Raw genomic sequence first — 16,547 nt, forward strand, 5'->3', positions numbered from 1 at the left:
TCTGCCGTACGGCGTTACTCAGAAAGGTATCTGCGTTTTTCTGCTGCATCTCATGCGTCTTTGGTTTACGAACTTGCTTTTCCCGCACTGCCGGCAATTCGCGCTGCTGCTAGGGGTGCTTTGGGCAGTGCTGAGCCAACCGCTGCCTGCCAGAGCCACGGAAGCAGCCGCAGTACGCCATGTTTTGCGCCCTTATACCAGCCCTACAGGCACTGCGGCGGGCAAGCGGCTTCTGGCAGCGCACCGGCTGCAGCAGGAAGCCCTGATGCCCGCCGCAGCCGAAAGACCATCGGGCATGGGGCCCGCCTGGATATGCTCCAGTGCTGGGTGGGAGCCGCTGCAGTACCTGCCCTTGGCCAGCTGGCAACAGCAAAAAGCGGCCGAAACTATAGCTATACGGTGGGCATGGTCCCTTTTAGGAAATATTGCCCCCAACGCGCCCTAGTAGTTTTCAGATAGCGCTGACGGGATAGTGAGGGTAGCTTACATAAGCCGAGCCTGTGCGTCAGCCGTTTACTTTTTGTCCTTATTGCCTGAGTCGCATAAGCGTGCTGGGCAATAATGTGGCTATTATCTGAAAGCTAACAGGATACAAGATGCTTCTGCAGCAACTCATTTTAGAACGAATGAAAAAGAGGAAGGACGCCTCGCAACCACCAGGTGTCCCTGATTTCTCTCACCTTACATCTGAGCATCCTGTCACGGAGCAACCTGCCTTTAGCCGCGTGAGGCGTGAATTGCTGCATGCGGCAATGCTGCTGGGGGGCATATTCTCCGCTGCGCTGGGCCTGAAGGGCTTCCTGCTGCCCAACGGTTTTATTGATGGAGGCGTCACGGGTATTTCCTTGCTTACCAGCCAACTCACCGGCATTTCTCTGCCACTGCTCATTGTACTCATTAATATCCCCTTTATTGTGCTGGGCTACTTCCAGCTGGGGCGGGGATTTGCGGCGCGCACGCTGGTAACCATTCTGGGACTGGCCGTGGTGCTGGTGCTTGTCACGTTTCCGCTACTCACGCAGGACAAGCTGCTAATAGCGGTGTTCGGTGGGTTTTTTCTGGGGGCCGGTATCGGGCTGGCCGTGCGGGGCGGGGCCGTGTTGGATGGCACTGAAATTCTGGCTGTGTACATCAGCAAGAAAACGCCCTTGTCAGTAGGGGATGTTATCCTGGTTATCAACATCTTCATCTTCGGCATTGCGGCTTGGCTGCTCTCAGTAGAAACTGCCCTGTTTTCCGTTTTAGCCTACCTGTCGGCGGCCAAAACGGTAGACTTTATTATTGAAGGCATTGAGGAGTACACTGGCGTCACCATCATTTCGGCGCGCAGTGAGAGCATCCGGCAGATGGTGACGGAAAAGCTGGGCCGGGGCGCTACGCTGTATGTCGGCAAGGGCGGCTACGGCTCGCACGGGCAACAGCCCGGCCAAATTGATATCATCTTCACGGTAGTCACGCGCCTGGAAGTCACCCGCCTGACGGATGAAATTGACCGCATCGACCCGCAAGCCTTTGTGGTAATGAGCAGTGTGCGCGATACCAAAGGCGGCCTGGTGAAGAAACGGCCCTTTCATTAAGGTTTGGCCAGGATGTCAATTAAAACCACAAAAAAAGGCCCCTGCCAATGTTGGCAGGGGCCTTTTTAAGCATTAAACCCGGGCTTAGTAGAGGTAGTTAAGCGCGGTACGGTCGTTGGAGTTGAAGGGACGGTTAACGCCCGTGCCCACGCAAGCCAGCATCCAAGAGTTTGGATCCTGAGATGAAGGCGTACCGGGAATCAGGATAGCGCCCACGGTGCTGGCACCTTCGTTAGTATAAGCACCACCGCAGCTATAGCTCCGGTCCATGTAGTCGGTGTGGCGGAAGCCGATGCAGTGGCCAGTTTCGTGCGCCAGAATGGTGGCCAGATAGTTGGTGCCGGGGTTAGAACCCATGTAGGTTGAGTTTACCAGAACCTGGCTGTAGGGGTTACCACCGGAAGGGAAACCAGCCGAAGCCAGATACGAAGCGTTGGTAGGAGCCTTCGTGAACAGGATGTTGTAACCCGTTGACACGCGCTGGAATTTCAACGTCAGGTTTTCAGCGTTGTAGCGACGAACAGCCTCGTCCAAAGCTGCTACATAAGCTGTTGGCAACGAGGTGCTGATAGCCACCTTGATAGTGCGGGTAGTTGATACAGTTACCAGGTTGGTAGTGCGATACTGCTCGGTTTCGCCAACACGCAGCAGCTTGCCGTTGCTGTAAGAACCAGCCAGGTCACGGTCCGTCAAACGGATGTCACCTTCTACAATGTAAGAGTCACCGTCGCGCTTCACGTCATGGGTGCTAAAGCCCAGTGCCTGGATCTTGGCAATAGTCTCAGTGCTAATAGCATTTTTAGTAGCTACTTCTTCCTGCTTGCTGCAGCTTGAGAAGAAAGTGGTGCCGGCAATCAGAAGAGCGGAGGCAAATAGTTTAGTTGTTTTCATAAAAATGTGAAAGGTTTTTGGGGTGATGGTTGAAATTATGGCTGAAAAGTAGGTTAAAATTTGATGAATTGTCAAAATGTCAAAATTTTGCACCTTTTCTGTACGATTTGAATATGTTAGTTTAGAATTGATTCGTGACACTGATAAAATGGAATATTATCGATATGCAATTGCAATTTTAATAACGTGCTGCTTAAGCAGTAAATGCCTTTTTTACGGCAATTAGGCAAAATCAACCCCGCCTGCCGCAAAGGCAGAAGAGTTAAAAAACGCCTAAAAAGCAGGGTAAAAAGGACAACACTATTTAGCCACCCTAAAAGGGAGGTGTAGGGCTTGTTGCAGCCCAACAGCTGCGTGATGAAAGTACTCTGGTGCAGCTGTTTTTATCAAGCTGTCAAGGGGTTACCTGACAATGTGGGCCTCTGTGCCTGGTATCTTCAGAGCAACAGGCAACCTCATCAAACTTTTCTTACCAAAAGACCGAACTTCAAACACGATAACGCACCCGCCCTTTTGCGTATGGCTGGTACTTCCTACTATTAATAATCTATCCGGCGCCACATGTCCTTTACTTCCAACCGCCCCGAAGACCTGCTATTTGATGCCGCCCGCAAAGGAGACGTTGCTTACCTGCAGCATCTGCTGGATCAGCAGATTGACGTCAACACCCAGGATGCGAAAGGCTTCACGCCCCTGATTGTGGCCGCCTATGATGAGCACCTGGAAGCCACCAGACTGTTGCTGGCGGCCGGCGCTAACCCCAACGTGCAGGACCGCGCCGGCAACACCGCTCTGATGGGGGTATGCTTTAAAGGCTACCCCGAAATAGCCCAACTGCTGATTGCCCACGGCGCCGACCTGAACCTGCAAAACGGCAACGGCGGCACCGCCCTCATGTTTGCCACCCTATTCGGCCGCAACAAACTGGTGAAAGTGATGCTGGATGCCGGCGCCGACACCACTGTGCGCGACGTGCGCGGCCTCACTGCCTATGATTTAGCCGTGCAGCAGGGCAATGAGGAAGCCCTGCTGTTGATGCAAAGAGAATAGCTGAAATTAAGCTAGGTGGTGCCCGCTTTACCGCAAATTGCCCAGATCCAGGGTTTCGCCGGCTTGCAGCACCTGTAGAGTCACGCCATCCTCCGGCTGAAGGAAGGAATGCAGCTGCTCCGGCGTACCCACCAGGGAGGGGAAGGTGCCGTAATGAAAGGGTACCACCTGTGGTACCCGGAGCAGGCGGGCGGCATAAGCGGCTTCCCGCGGCCCCATGGTGTACCGGTCGCCGATGGGGAGCAGGGCTACGGTGGGTTGGTAGAGGTCCGCAAGCAGGCGCATGTCGCCGAACAGGGCGGTGTCGCCAGCGGCGTAGAGCACGGTGTTATCGGAGAAGCGCAGAATGTAGCCCACGGCCTCGTGCGGGACGGCAGTGGAGCCATCCGGCAGGTCGATGTGGGCGGGGTGGACGGCGGCCGTCATGGTCAGGCGCAGGCCTTCCGGGAGGTCAACACTGCCGCCTATGTTCATGGGCTCACACTGCGGCGCGGGCACGCCTTGCTCCTGCAGGTAAAACCTAACTGGCGCGGGCGCCGCTACCCGGGCGCCGGTGCGGATAAGCAAGTCCGGGAGGTCGAAGTCGAAATGGTCGCCGTGGCCGTGCGTGACGAGCACCAGATCCACCTGCTCCGGCTGCCACGCATAAGTAGGCGTGAATTGCAGGTTGGTGTACCAGGGGTCAATGAGAATAACCCGGCCCTCGGGCGTAGTAATCCGAAAGCTGGCGTGACCCAGAAATTGCAGTTGTGTAGTGGCAGGCATGGAAATGGGCATAGCTACAAACCAAACCGACCCGCTACTGGCGGGCCGATGGTACTTATAAGATGGTGGAAATATCCAGCGAGGTTTGCTGCGCCACAGAAACCGGCAGCTTGGTTCGGCTCAGCAGCGTGGCTATGTGCTTGGGCAGCTCCGCCACGGTAAGCGGCCGAACGGGCCGGGCAACCACGTAATACCGCGCATCGGCCCGGTCGTGGAGCTGGGCCTTGGCGAAGGAAAACAGGCCCCGGTGTGCATAGCGGGCAAAACCCTGAAAGTGCGCATCCTGCTCCGCACCCGCTTCCAGCGGCACCGCCTCAGCCGATTCTGCTTCCGCTAGCGTCAGGAAATACTGATGCAGCTCCAGCAGCACTTCCTGGGAAGCGGCTACTGATTCAGGCAGGACACCGCCGCCGGAGGCTACGTGCAGGATATAACCGTTGCTATCCGTAGCAAACCAGTCGATGTCAGCGTCTTCCTGGTCTATGTCGTCTATGCGCATATAGTAGGATGGTAAAACAAATGCTTGATAAAGTGATGGGACTCGTTAATCAATAAATTTGGTTTGTTGGATATAGTCTAGAGTTACCATATAATCTCTACTTGAGGATAGAACTTCTTTAAAATTATTTCATGAAGTTCCATTACGCCATAGATGTAGTCATTATCTTTATTATAAGTTTTTAACACTTCTTTTATTACTTCAGTAGTAGCATTAAGGACTTCTCCTACTGGCGGGTCTGTCACGCCTTGATCAATAAAATTCTGCTTAACAATAGGTAATTGTAGAATATATTCACTTTTAATAATTGCAGATCCAATTCTTACGCTTTCATTATCTGTTATCCTTTGTTTAGTGGTTACTTGCATTATTCCAATTGTCTTTGTAAAGAATGGGAATAAGGCTCTTTCTGCTATTCTAAATAAAGGAGGTCTGTTAAAGTTTTCATACATAATAGTAGCATATATTAATGATTCTAGTATTGGAGTAGGGTGAAGTTGATTAATTATATGTCCATATTTGTATTTAAATAAACGATAATATTTATTATAGTATTTTTCTCTTCTTATTTCTGATCCTGACGTTCCTACATCGATTTTGTTAAAAGTATTGTATATATACAATATAATAATTATCCATAGCTCTCCAGTTAAATTTGCTGGATCTGGTAAAAGATTAGCGCGCACTATGATAAATTTTTTATAAATTGCAAAGGTCCCTAAAGTTGATATTATTGATAAGATTATTTCTCTGCGTTTGTCTATTAATTGCCACTTATGTAGCAGTAGATTGTATATAATTCTAAATGCAAAATATAGAGGAACAATAATCCAAATATTATGTACAAGATAATCAAAGGATAAAAAATAGTATAGACTAGAAATTACAATAGTAAATATAATAGGTGATAATATTCTGAATGTGATGTTATATGCAGGTGATTCGTCTCTTTGGGTGAAGAGATTCATACTTATATAGCCAAATGACAATGATAATTTGCCTATCCAATTAACAATTAAGAAAATTATTATTGGTAAAATTAAGAACTGTATATAGTATGTAAACTGAGTAATATTTAGTGTCTGTAACTTTTCAAACATATAAAGGGGGTATGTAAGTAACTCTTTGTTTTACAAATAGACAGAAGAATATGGTGTTGGATGATCAACACCAATATTCTTCTGTCTACTCACTAAGCTTCTCCAAAATCTCCTGCGCGGCCACGGCAATAACTGTCCCCGGACCATACACACCAGCCACGCCGGCATCATACAGGAACTGGTAATCCTGAGCTGGAATCACGCCGCCGGCAATAACGAGGATGTCTTCGCGGCCCAGCTTCTTTAGCTCCTCAATGAGCTGGGGAATGAGGGTTTTGTGGCCGGCGGCAAGGCTGCTCACGCCCACGATGTGCACGTCATTCTCAACGGCCTGGCGGGCTACTTCCTCAGGCGTCTGGAACAGGGGCGCAATGTCCACGTCGAAGCCCACATCGGCGAAGGAGGTGGCAATGATTTTGGAGCCCCGGTCGTGGCCGTCCTGGCCCATTTTGGCCACCATCATGCGGGGGCGGCGGCCTTCGTTGCGGGCAAAGGCGTCGGCCGCGTCGCGGGCCTTGGCAAATTCCTGGTCGTAGTCCATTTCGGCAGAATACACGCCCGATATAGCGCGAATGGTGGCCTGGTGGCGGCCGTATACTTTCTCCAGCGCATCGGAAATCTCGCCCAGCGTGGCCCGGAAGCGGGCGGCGTGCACAGCTAGCTCCAGCAGGTTGCCCTGGCCGGTGCGGGCTGCTTCCGTCAGCACGTCCAGCGCAGCCTGCACTGAGGCATTGTCACGCTGGGCCTTAATGCGGTTCAGGCGCTCAATCTGCGACTCGCGCACGGCGGCGTTATCAATGTCCAGCACCTCAATGGGGTGTTCCTCGCTGGGGCGGTACTTGTTCACGCCCACAATAATCTCCTTGTGCGAGTCGATGCGGGCCTGCTTGCGGGCGGCTGCTTCCTCAATGCGCATTTTGGGCAGGCCGGTTTCAATGGCTTTGGCCATGCCGCCCAGCTCTTCCACTTCCTGCATCAGGGCCCAGGCTTTGTCGGCCAGCTCTTTGGTGAGGCTTTCCACGTAGTAGGAACCGCCCCAGGGGTCTACCACTTTGGTAATGTCCGTTTCGTGCTGGAGGTAAAGCTGCGTGTTGCGGGCAATGCGGGCCGAGAAGTCGGTGGGCAGGGCAATGGCCTCGTCCAGAGCATTGGTGTGCAGGCTTTGGGTGCCGCCCAGGGCCGCGGCCAGCGCCTCCACGCAGGTGCGCGCCACGTTATTGAAGGGGTCCTGCTCGGTAAGGGAGTAGCCTGAGGTCTGGCAGTGGGTGCGCAGGGCCAGGCTTTTGGGGTTGGTGGGGTTGAACTGCCTGATGAGCTTGGCCCATAGCAAACGCCCGGCGCGCAGCTTAGCAATTTCCATGAAGTGGTTCATGCCAATGGCCCAGAAGAACGACAGGCGCGGTGCAAACTGATCAATGGTCATGCCCGCGGCCAAACCGGCCCGCACGTATTCCAGGCCATCGGCCAGAGTATAGGCCAGCTCAATATCGGCGGTAGCGCCGGCCTCCTGCATGTGGTAGCCCGAGATGCTGATGCTGTTGAAGCGCGGCATGTTCTGGGCCGTGTAGGCAAAGATATCGGCAATGATGCGCATGCTGGGCGCAGGCGGATAGATGTAGGTGTTCCGCACCATAAACTCCTTCAGAATATCGTTCTGAATAGTGCCCGACAGCTTTTCCGGGGTAACGCCCTGTTCCTCAGCGGCCACAATGTAAAACGCCATAATCGGCAGCACCGCCCCGTTCATGGTCATCGACACGGACATCTGATCCAGCGGAATCTGGTCGAAGAGCAGCTTCATATCCTCCACCGAATCGATAGCCACGCCGGCCTTGCCCACGTCACCTACCACGCGGGGGTGGTCGGAGTCGTAGCCGCGGTGCGTAGCCAGGTCAAACGCTACTGATAAACCCTTCTGCCCGCCCGCCAGGTTGCGGCGGTAGAAAGCGTTGCTTTCCTCGGCCGTGCTGAAGCCTGCATATTGCCGGATAGTCCAGGGGCTCTGCACATACATGCTGGCGTAGGGTCCGCGCAAATACGGCGCCTGGCCCGCGCCAAAGCCCAGGTGGCTGATGCCCGCCAAGTCATCGGCCGTGTAAAAGCTATGCAGACTGATGCCCTCCGGCGTGCTGGTTTCCGTGGCCTCCGCGGGAATAGTAGGCAGGGGCGCGGCGTTGTAGGGTATCTGGGCGAAGTTGGGTTTCATGGGGAGTGTTAACGGTTTGTCATCCGGACAGTGGAAGGGCCTTGTTAAGTCTGAGCGAGTCGTTTTAACGAGGTTCGTTCTCTTGATATAAGGTCCTTCGCAAGCTCAGGATGACAGTTTACTTACTCGGTACGGGGAGCAGTGCTGGGGTAGTGATTTGTCTAGCGGCCTTGCAGGCGCGCCAGTACGTCTTCGGTGCTGTAGCCCTGCACTGTGAATTCCTGGAAGCCGTAGAGGCGCACGCCTTCCTGCAGTGTAGCCAGGTCGCCGGTAAGCAGGGTAGGCGGTACAAAGGTGTCGTCGGAGGGCTCTACGCGGTAGACCACCCGCGCCAGCTCCCGGAATTGGGTGGGCGTGGCGTACATCAGCGTCACTTCCTCGGGTGAGGAAAACAGCACGGAGAGGGTACCGGCCGGGTGGGCAGCATCTATTTCCGGGCGCTCCTGGTGCGGCAGCGTGCGCAGGAAGGATTCCAGAATCAGTTGGTTGGTGCCGGGGCCCAGCAGCACCACCGCGGCGCGCTTGTTTTTCTTCTCGCGGCGCTCAAAGTGCAGCGCCGTAGCCAGCCGTAGTACCTCGGTGGGGTAGGTGGCGCGGGTGCTGTCGAAGTTTTTGCTGCGCAGGAGCTTTTTGGGGTTGAAGTCGAACTTCTCCTGTGGGTTCTGGAAGCGGTTGGTGCCCACCACCACCTGCTCGCCGGTAGCAATGCGGTGGAACTGGGCCTGGGCCGCGCCGTGCAGTTCCAGCGCCACCATGCTGGCCGCAGCGGGCAGGCCGCCCTGTGCCTCTACTTTCTGAAACAGGCTCCAGCCTTCACTGGCCAGCTTGTCGGTCAGCGTTTCCAGGTAGTAGGAGCCAGCGGCGGGGTCAGCTACGCGGCCCAAAAAAGCCTCTTCGCGGAGCAGAATAGGCAGGTTGCGCGCGAGCCGCTCCGAAAACTCGTTGGGCTCATGAAATATACTGTCGAAGGGTGTTACGCTTACGGCATCGGCCCCGCCCAGCACGGCCGCCATGGTTTCCGTCGTAACGCGCAGCAGATTGGTATGCGCGTCCAGCGTAGTCTGGCTCCAGGTGGCGGTGGTAGCAAATATGGGCAGGGCCTCGGCTATCTGCATGGGCACGCTATACGCGTGCAGCAGTGTAGCCCACAAGCGGCGCAGGGCGCGCAGCTTAGCTATTTCAGGGAAGTAGGATGGATTAAGGCCCACCTGTACCTGCATAGCCGCGGCCACATCCGCCACCGACAGCAGGGCCGAAGGCAGCTCACTTAAATACGCGGCGGCAGCCGCAAGGAGAAAGCCCAACTGTTGGGTAATGTTGCCACCACGATTGGCAAAGTACGCACCGTTGAGAGCCAGAGCATGAAATCCGGGGTGGGGCTGCGTAAGGGCAATGGCTTTGCGCAGAGAAATCAGCTGCAGGCTTAAGTCGGGTGCGTGGTTGGTAATTGGGTCACAGCTCAGAAAACCCTGCAGGGTAGGGGTGCCCGTAGCCAGCAGGCGCTGCACCAGCTCAGAAGGGTTCTGGTGCACCGTGTAGCCTACATAAGTAGCGTGCAGGGGCAGATGCTGATGCAGGTATTCCACATCAAAACTGGGCGCATCTGCCAGCGCAAAATGTGCGCCCGTAGCGCCCAGCGTAATGGCGGCGGCGGCCCTGTCAATGGCAGTATGGCCGTTTTCTTTCGCGGGGACCTGGTAGGTAGGCACGTTGCGCCAGCCTTCGGGAGAGGTATGCAGAAGGGGTGAGGGTGGACCACCCAGTACTTCCAGCGCCTCGCGGTGGTAGAAAGGCTCAATAGTTAGCCCATCCGGCGTGTGCCATTGCAGTGAAGTGAGGTCGGCTCCTTTCAGGTCGCGGCTCAGGCGCTGCTGCCACTGCGCAGTGGTTACGGGTTCAAACTCGGAGAAAGAAACGGGCACAGGACGCGGAGAATCAGCCATACGGCAGCAGGGTGGGGTGAGAAATCAAGCTTCGAAAAGCGGCCTAAAGATATTGTTTCGGGCGTAGATAATGGTTTTGGAAGGGCCGGCACTTATTGGTCATCATTTTGTGCTTTAAAGTGCCTGCCCAGCGGTGCTGTTCTACTTTGCTGATACATGCCCCGTTCTGTTAGGTTGGGTGGTTTTAGCATTTCAGCTTTATAGAGGAGAATTATGCCCGGACATAACCATATCTACGTCCTGGCGGTTGGCTTGCTGTTTGCTTCCGGCGGGCATTCCCATCTGCTTGCCGTACCTTTGTCGGCTGCATTCCTTCTTGATTCTTTCCGCATACCTATGCATTCATTTCGTTCCCGCGTAGCAACCCTGGGCCTGCTCACTTCGCTGGCTCTGGGTTCGGCCTGCCAGCGGGCCCCGTACCAGGCCACGGCGCAGCTGCCCACTGTTACCGCCCAGCCCGTAAGCAAAGCCCTGCCCGCGGACCCCAAGGTAGAGGCCGTTATTGCGCCCTATCATCAGAAAGTAGAAGAGCAGATGAACGTGGTGCTGGGTACGGCCCCGGTAGCTATTAAAAAGAACCCGGGAGAGTCGCCGCTGGCCAACTTTGTGGCTGATCTGCAGCGCGAGCGGGCTTCTACGGCTCTCAAACAACCCATTGACCTCGGTGTAATGACCAACGGTGGCCTGCGGGCAGAGCTGCCTGCCGGAAACATCACGGTAGGTTCAGTATTTGAGCTGATGCCGTTTGAAAATGAGCTGGTAGTCCTGGATGCTCCCGGCAGTGTGGTGCAGCAGCTGTTCGATTATGGCGCCCACGTGAAAATGGCATTTTCCAACGCCACCTATACCGTAACGCCAGACGGCAAGCCTACCGATATCCGCATCGGCGGCAAACCCTTTGATGCCTCCCGCACTTATACCATTGCCATTTCCGATTACCTGGCCGGTGGCGGCGACCAGATGACGTTTTTCAAACCCATCACGCCCCGTAAAACCGGGGTGCTGCTGCGCTCCGCCATTGCCGAGCACATACAGGCCCTTACCAAGCAGGGCAAGCCGGTAGTGGCCAAGGTAGAAGGACGAGTGAAATAAGGAATTTAAAAAGCTGAATGAAGAGCTCTGAATGTGTGTTGAATAAAGACGCGCCATCAGAACTCCGCTTTCCAAACAGATACTGCATACGATGAACCGCCGCGACTTTATAAAGAACAGCGCCCTGGGCGCTGCCAGCCTAAGCCTGCTGGGCCTGAGCCTGCCGGCTGCGGCCGCCGATGCTTCGCGCCTCGTGATTCTGCATACCAACGACATGCACTCGCGCATTGAGCCCTTCCCCGATAATGCCAGCCAGTGGGCCGGTATGGGTGGTATGGCCCGGCGCGCAGCCCTCATTGAGCAGATTCGTAAGCAGGAGCCGCACGTGCTTCTCTTGGACTCCGGCGACATCTTCCAGGGCACACCCTACTTCAACTTCTTCGGCGGCGAGCTGGAATTAAAGCTGATGACGCAGATGGGCTACGAAGCCTCCACGCTCGGCAACCACGACTTCGACAACGGCCTGGAAGGCCTGCAAAAGCAGCTGCCCAACGCCGGCTTCCCCTTCCTCGTTGCCAACTACGACTTCTCCCAAACCCCACTGGCGGGCCGCTTCCAGCCTTATAAGGTGTTTGAAAAAGCCGGCCACCGCATTGGCGTGTTCGGTATTGGTATTGAACTGGCTGGCTTGGTTTCCGACCGCAACTTCGGTGCTACCAAGTATCTGGAGCCGGTAGCGGTTTCTAAGGAAATGGTAGCCAAACTACGCGGTCAGGAAAAGTGCGACATGGTTATTTGCCTTTCGCACCTGGGGTATAAGTACGAAAGCAATAAAATTGACGACCGGAAGCTTGCCGCGCAGGTCAGCGGCATCGACCTGATTCTGGGCGGGCACACGCATACCTTCTTAGATGCGCCCGACCCTATTAAGAGCCCTGACGGCCGTGCAACGCTGATTAACCAGGTGGGCTGGTCCGGGATTAATCTTGGCCGATTGGATTATACCTTTGAGCGGGGAACCCGCCGGGCCAGCGTAGCGCAGGCTTCAGTGCTGCCCGTGCACGCCGCCTGATAAACGCAAGCGGAAGTCAGTTTTTTTCTCTGCTGACTTTTCCACATTTTTGTCTCCCTCAAAAAAATGGCCCTCCCGGGGACAGGCCTTTTCATCTCTTCTTATTTGCTCTAACCCAGCGTTTTTGCTCCATTTTCATTGATGTTGAAGGATTGCCGTACCGTCTGGGCCAACTGTCTTCGCATCATCAGGAGCAGCATTGGGGAGCAAAGCTTCCGCACCTGGTTTGAGCCTATTGTGCCCATTGAGCTGCAGGGCAACGTGCTGATCATTCAGGTGCCCAGCCAGTTTTTTTATGAGTGGCTGGAAGAGCATTATGTAGAGGAGCTGAAGCGTGGCATTTACCAGGAACTAGGCCCCGAAGGCCGCCTGGAGTACTCTATTGTAGTAGATCAGGGCAACAGCCAGAATAAGCCACGCACGGTTAACATCCCCACGGCCCGCAAGGCAGCCGCGCCTACGCAGGCCGCATCCCCTGCCGGTTCGCTGGCCGTAGGAGCCATGACGGCCTCCGCCCGTAACGTAGCTGCTGCCGCCGCCGCACCGGCCCAGCAACAGTTGCGCAACCCCTTCGAAGCGGCCAAGGGCATCGACCGGAATTACCTGCATTCGCAGCTCAACAATACCTACTCCTTCGAGAATTACATTGAGGGAGACTGCAACCGCCTGGCCCGCTCGGCAGGCTTGGCAGTGGCTAACAAGCCCGGTACCACGTCCTTCAACCCGCTCATGATTTATGGCGGCGTAGGACTCGGCAAAACGCATCTGGTGCAGGCCATCGGCAACCACATCAAAGCCAGCAACTCCGACAAGTTCGTGCTCTACGTATCGGCGGAGAAGTTCACCAATCAGTTTATCGAGAGCCTGCGCAGCAATGCGGTGCAGGACTTTGCCAACTTCTACCTGTTGGTAGATATTCTGATTCTGGACGACGTGCAGTTCCTGTCGGGCAAGGACAAGACGCAGGAAATGTTCTTCCACATCTTCAACCACCTGCACCAGGCAGGCCGGCAGATTGTGATGACCTCTGACCGGCCGCCCCGCGACCTGGTGGGCCTGGAAGACCGGCTGCTCTCCCGCTTTAAGTGGGGCCTCACCGCCGACCTGCAAAGCCCCGACTTTGAGACGCGCATGGCCATCATCCAGAATAAAATGGAGCAGGATGGCATTGATATTCCGCCGCAGGTGGTGGAATACCTGGCGTATTCCGTGGATACCAACGTGCGGGAGCTGGAAGGCGTCCTGATTTCCCTGATTGCCCAAAGCAGCCTCAACCGCCGCGAAATTGACCTGGAAATGGCCAAGCAGGCGCTACGCCACATTATTGAGGACGTAGAGGCCGAGGTAAACCTGGACTTCATTCAGAAGACCGTGGCAGAGTTCTTCAGCATTTCTGTGGATTTGCTGAAAGACAAAACCCGCAAAAAAGAAGTAGTAACGGCCCGGCAGGTGGCTATGTACTTTGCCAAGGAGCATACCAACCACTCCCTGAAAAGCATTGGCTACCACTTCGGCGGCCGCGACCATAGCACCGTCATCCACTCGGTACAGACGGTTTCTGATCTGATTGATTCGGACAAGCAGTTCCGGGGGCAAATTCAGGATTTGCGCAAGAAATTCACCAACGGTAAAACCGGTAAATAGTCTGCTTAACCGCAACAAAAAAGCCTGCTCCGGTACCGGAGCAGGCTTTTTTTATAGCTGAGGCTGTTAAATGGCCGGCTGAGCGTCGCGCAGCGGAATGTTGTGCTGGGCAGCAAAGTTGCGGACCTGGTCGCGGAGGAAGCGTTTACGCTTTACGCCCCGCACCTCGCGCAGGCTGAGCGCGTGGGTACCACCGTCCTGCAACTGCACGCGCAACTGCTGCGGGGCCAGATCCAGGCCTTTAATGGCCTCGGCCGGGAAGGCCTGCTTGGGCCGGAACAGCCCTGCCTTATGCACAATGTAGGCCGGCGTGAACTCCAGGTAGCTTTGGGTGCCAAAAATGGGGGCGTTGTGCACCAGCACGTAGCCTACATACACCAGGCTGAAGGCCAGGAACACATAATGCAGGAAATGCAAGTCGTTCAGGCCACTGTCGGTCACAATCAGAGCAACAGTATAAGCAATCCAGAGCAGGCCAAAACCAATTTGTCCCCAGAAGGGAAGGCGCGAGTTATTGGCGGGCTGCAGGCGTATTCGGGTAGTTTTTGGCGGCATAGAGGCAGATTAGTCTTGTCAGACCTACAAAGTAAACGAAAAACCGGCAACGCTGGGAGCGAAGCCGGTTTTAACCGGAGGCATTGCCGTACTAATGCAGGTTAGCTTTTCAGCGTAGCCGAGGCCAGCTCCATTTCCGGCACGGCACTCAGCAGCTGAGATATAGGGCAATGTAGCTTGGCATTTTCTGCCTGCTTCTGAAATTCTTCCTGGGTAATGCCCTCCACTTCGCCTTCTGTCTTCAGCGTAATTTTCACCACTTTCGGTATATCCCCGGAAGTATCCAGCGTCACCTTAGACTCCGTGCGGAGCTGCTTTACCTGGGCACCGGCTTTGGTCAGCTGGCCCGTGAGAAACATGGTGTAGCAGCCCGCGTGCGCCGCCCCAATAAGTTCTTCGGGGTTGGTGCCCTTCTGCCCTTCAAAGCGCGCGCCAACGGAGTAGGGGGCTTTTACCAGGCCGCTTTGGGTAGAAACTTCGCCGCTGCCTTTGTTGTCGCCGTTCCAAACGGCATTGCCACGTTGATTGATCATGGGAGGTTGTAGTTAAGTAGAGAGTTGCGTTAAAGACTGTAGGTACGGTAAAATCCAGCGGCAGGATCAATCAGAAGCGCTGGCTTATGGCCATAGTAACTGTATTTTTGACGGTTGTTTCCGCCGCCCGGCCGGCTGCTTTTCGCATCCTGGCCTTTATTCAAGCTTCTGCATGGGTCTGAAATCTGTTCTTAGCCGCCCTTTTGCTGCCTACATATATCACCAATACCAACAGTGGCAGCGGAATCCGGTAGCCACTCAGCAGCGCGTATTCAAGCAAATTGTGGAGCAGGCTTCCCAAACTGCTTTCGGGCGCGACCATGAGTTTGCGGCCATGAAGACGCCTGCCGACCTGGCCCGGCAGGTTCCGGTGCGTGACTACGAAGGTTTGGCTCCCTACTTCAACCGCCTGAAGCAAGGGGAAGCCAACGTTTTTTGGCCGGGCAAGCCCCTGTATCTGGCTAAATCCAGTGGCACCACGTCGGGGGCAAAGTATATTCCCATCACGGAGGCCAGCATTTCTAACCACATCAATGGTGCCCGCGACGCCCTGTTGCATTATGTGCATGCCACCGGCCGCAGCCGATTTCTGGATGGCAAGCTGATTTTTCTAAGTGGTTCACCGGTATTGGAGGATGTAGGAGGTATACCTACAGGGCGTCTTTCCGGGATTATCAACCACCATGTACCGGCCTATCTGCGGCGCAACCAACTGCCCAGCTATGCTACCAACTGTATTGAGGATTGGGAGACAAAGCTGGACCACATAGCCGACGAAATGCTGGGCCAGAAAATCACCCTCATTTCCGGCATTCCGCCTTGGGTGCAGATGTATTTTGATAAGATTGTAGCCCGCACAGGCCGGCCGGTAGGAGAGGTATTCTCGGATTTTAATCTGTTTGTGTACGGCGGCGTAAACTTTGAGCCTTATCGTAAAAAGCTGTTTGAAACTATTGGGCGCCCCATCGACCACATTGAGCTGTTTCCGGCATCAGAGGGTTTTCTGGCTTTTCAGGATGAGCCGGGCAATCCGGGCCTGTTGCTGCTGCTCAATGCAGGTATTTTTTACGAGTTTATTCCGGCTGAGCGCATTTTTGAGGCAAATCCGCCCCGCCTGACCCTGGCCGATGTAGAGTTAGACAAGCAATACGCCCTGGTGCTCAATTCCAATGCCGGGCTCTGGGGCTATAGCATTGGCGACACCATACGCTTTGTGAGTCTTGCCCCGTACCGCGTGGTGGTCACTGGCCGTATCAAGCATTACCTGTCGGCTTTTGGAGAGCATGTTATTGGGGAAGAAGTAGAGCAGGTTCTGCGTGATGCTATGCAGCAGCACCCGGAGGTAGAAGTGGTAGAATTTACCGTAGCCCCGCACATCAGCGACAACCCCTTGGTTGATTCCTACCATGAATGGCTTATCGAGTTTGCGCATCTACCCCAAGACATAGGCAGTTTCGCGGCAGCACTTGATGCGGGCCTACGCCGGCGCAACGTGTACTATAATGATTTGATAAAGGGCCGCATCCTGACTCCCCTCCAAATCACAAGCTTACCACTAGGGGCCTTCCAACGCTACATGAAGAGTTTAGGCAAGCTGGGCGGACAGAACAAAGTGCCGCGGCTGAGTAACGACAGGAAGGTTGCGGATGGACTGCTGAGTGCTAGCTAACCCTGTACCCT

The 16,547-nt window shown here is 54.8% G+C and carries 15 protein-coding genes; 7 read left to right on the forward strand and 8 right to left on the reverse strand.

Annotation, left to right across the window (positions count from 1 at the left end):
• Positions 1 to 52: 52 nt before the first annotated feature.
• Positions 53 to 445, forward strand: coding sequence for a hypothetical protein (locus tag Q4G72_RS06015; RefSeq protein WP_303310499.1), 393 nt, complete (start codon positions 53 to 55; stop codon positions 443 to 445).
• Between the two features lie 181 nt (positions 446 to 626).
• Positions 627 to 1,577, forward strand: coding sequence for a YitT family protein (locus tag Q4G72_RS06020; protein WP_303310500.1), 951 nt, complete (start codon positions 627 to 629; stop codon positions 1,575 to 1,577).
• A gap of 84 nt (positions 1,578 to 1,661) precedes the next feature.
• On the opposite strand, the gene Q4G72_RS06025 is transcribed toward Q4G72_RS06020, so the two are convergent.
• A complete protein-coding gene (locus Q4G72_RS06025; protein WP_303310501.1) occupies positions 1,662 to 2,468 on the reverse strand; it encodes a M57 family metalloprotease in 807 nt (268 codons plus the stop codon).
• Positions 2,469 to 3,029: 561 nt separating this feature from the next.
• Here Q4G72_RS06025 and Q4G72_RS06030 point away from each other — a divergent pair.
• Complete coding sequence (locus Q4G72_RS06030; protein WP_303310502.1) at positions 3,030 to 3,518, forward strand: ankyrin repeat domain-containing protein; 489 nt, start codon at positions 3,030 to 3,032, stop codon at positions 3,516 to 3,518.
• Between the two features lie 27 nt (positions 3,519 to 3,545).
• Here the strand turns inward: Q4G72_RS06030 and Q4G72_RS06035 are convergent, their stop codons facing one another.
• The 5 genes from Q4G72_RS06035 to Q4G72_RS06055 all read right to left on the reverse strand — a co-directional run bounded on the left by Q4G72_RS06035 (position 3,546) and on the right by Q4G72_RS06055 (position 10,031).
• A complete protein-coding gene (locus tag Q4G72_RS06035) occupies positions 3,546 to 4,283 on the reverse strand; it encodes a metal-dependent hydrolase (protein WP_303310503.1) in 738 nt (245 codons plus the stop codon).
• A gap of 55 nt (positions 4,284 to 4,338) precedes the next feature.
• Positions 4,339 to 4,782 carry a hypothetical protein gene (locus tag Q4G72_RS06040; RefSeq protein WP_303310504.1) on the reverse strand — a complete coding sequence of 148 codons (444 nt, stop codon included), beginning with the start codon at positions 4,780 to 4,782 and terminating at the stop codon, positions 4,339 to 4,341.
• Positions 4,783 to 4,865: 83 nt separating this feature from the next.
• Positions 4,866 to 5,750: a hypothetical protein gene (locus Q4G72_RS06045; protein ID WP_303310505.1), complete on the reverse strand. Its 885-nt coding sequence runs from the start codon at positions 5,748 to 5,750 to the stop codon at positions 4,866 to 4,868.
• A 217-nt stretch (positions 5,751 to 5,967) separates the two neighbouring features.
• Positions 5,968 to 8,088, reverse strand: coding sequence for a methylmalonyl-CoA mutase (gene scpA, locus Q4G72_RS06050; protein WP_303310506.1), 2,121 nt, complete (start codon positions 8,086 to 8,088; stop codon positions 5,968 to 5,970).
• A gap of 161 nt (positions 8,089 to 8,249) precedes the next feature.
• Positions 8,250 to 10,031, reverse strand: a complete 1,782-nt coding sequence (locus tag Q4G72_RS06055) for a methylmalonyl-CoA mutase family protein (RefSeq protein ID WP_303310507.1) — start codon at positions 10,029 to 10,031, stop codon at positions 8,250 to 8,252.
• A 336-nt stretch (positions 10,032 to 10,367) separates the two neighbouring features.
• Here Q4G72_RS06055 and Q4G72_RS06060 point away from each other — a divergent pair, with 336 nt between their 5' ends.
• From Q4G72_RS06060 to dnaA, 3 genes are all read left to right on the forward strand, one after another.
• Positions 10,368 to 11,123 (forward strand): 5'-nucleotidase C-terminal domain-containing protein, encoded by a 756-nt coding sequence (locus Q4G72_RS06060; RefSeq protein WP_303310508.1) that lies wholly within the window; start codon positions 10,368 to 10,370, stop codon positions 11,121 to 11,123.
• A 91-nt stretch (positions 11,124 to 11,214) separates the two neighbouring features.
• Positions 11,215 to 12,135 carry a bifunctional metallophosphatase/5'-nucleotidase gene (locus Q4G72_RS06065; RefSeq protein ID WP_303310509.1) on the forward strand — a complete coding sequence of 307 codons (921 nt, stop codon included), beginning with the start codon at positions 11,215 to 11,217 and terminating at the stop codon, positions 12,133 to 12,135.
• Positions 12,136 to 12,276: 141 nt separating this feature from the next.
• Positions 12,277 to 13,779, forward strand: a complete 1,503-nt coding sequence (gene dnaA / locus Q4G72_RS06070; protein ID WP_044514885.1) for a chromosomal replication initiator protein DnaA — start codon at positions 12,277 to 12,279, stop codon at positions 13,777 to 13,779.
• 66 nt (positions 13,780 to 13,845) lie between these two features.
• Here dnaA and Q4G72_RS06075 read toward each other — a convergent pair whose 3' ends face one another.
• Both Q4G72_RS06075 and Q4G72_RS06080 read right to left on the reverse strand, forming a co-directional pair.
• Positions 13,846 to 14,334: a hypothetical protein gene (locus tag Q4G72_RS06075; RefSeq protein WP_303310510.1), complete on the reverse strand. Its 489-nt coding sequence runs from the start codon at positions 14,332 to 14,334 to the stop codon at positions 13,846 to 13,848.
• Positions 14,335 to 14,435: 101 nt separating this feature from the next.
• Positions 14,436 to 14,867: an OsmC family peroxiredoxin gene (locus Q4G72_RS06080; RefSeq protein ID WP_303310511.1), complete on the reverse strand. Its 432-nt coding sequence runs from the start codon at positions 14,865 to 14,867 to the stop codon at positions 14,436 to 14,438.
• 172 nt (positions 14,868 to 15,039) lie between these two features.
• Between Q4G72_RS06080 and Q4G72_RS06085 the strand changes: the two genes are divergently transcribed.
• Positions 15,040 to 16,536, forward strand: a complete 1,497-nt coding sequence (locus Q4G72_RS06085) for a GH3 family acyl-acid amido synthetase (RefSeq protein ID WP_303310512.1) — start codon at positions 15,040 to 15,042, stop codon at positions 16,534 to 16,536.
• Positions 16,537 to 16,547: the final 11 nt, after the last annotated feature.

Source organism: Hymenobacter sp. BT730, assembly GCF_030542105.1.
In the GTDB taxonomy this organism is placed as follows: Bacteria; Bacteroidota; Bacteroidia; order Cytophagales; family Hymenobacteraceae; genus Hymenobacter.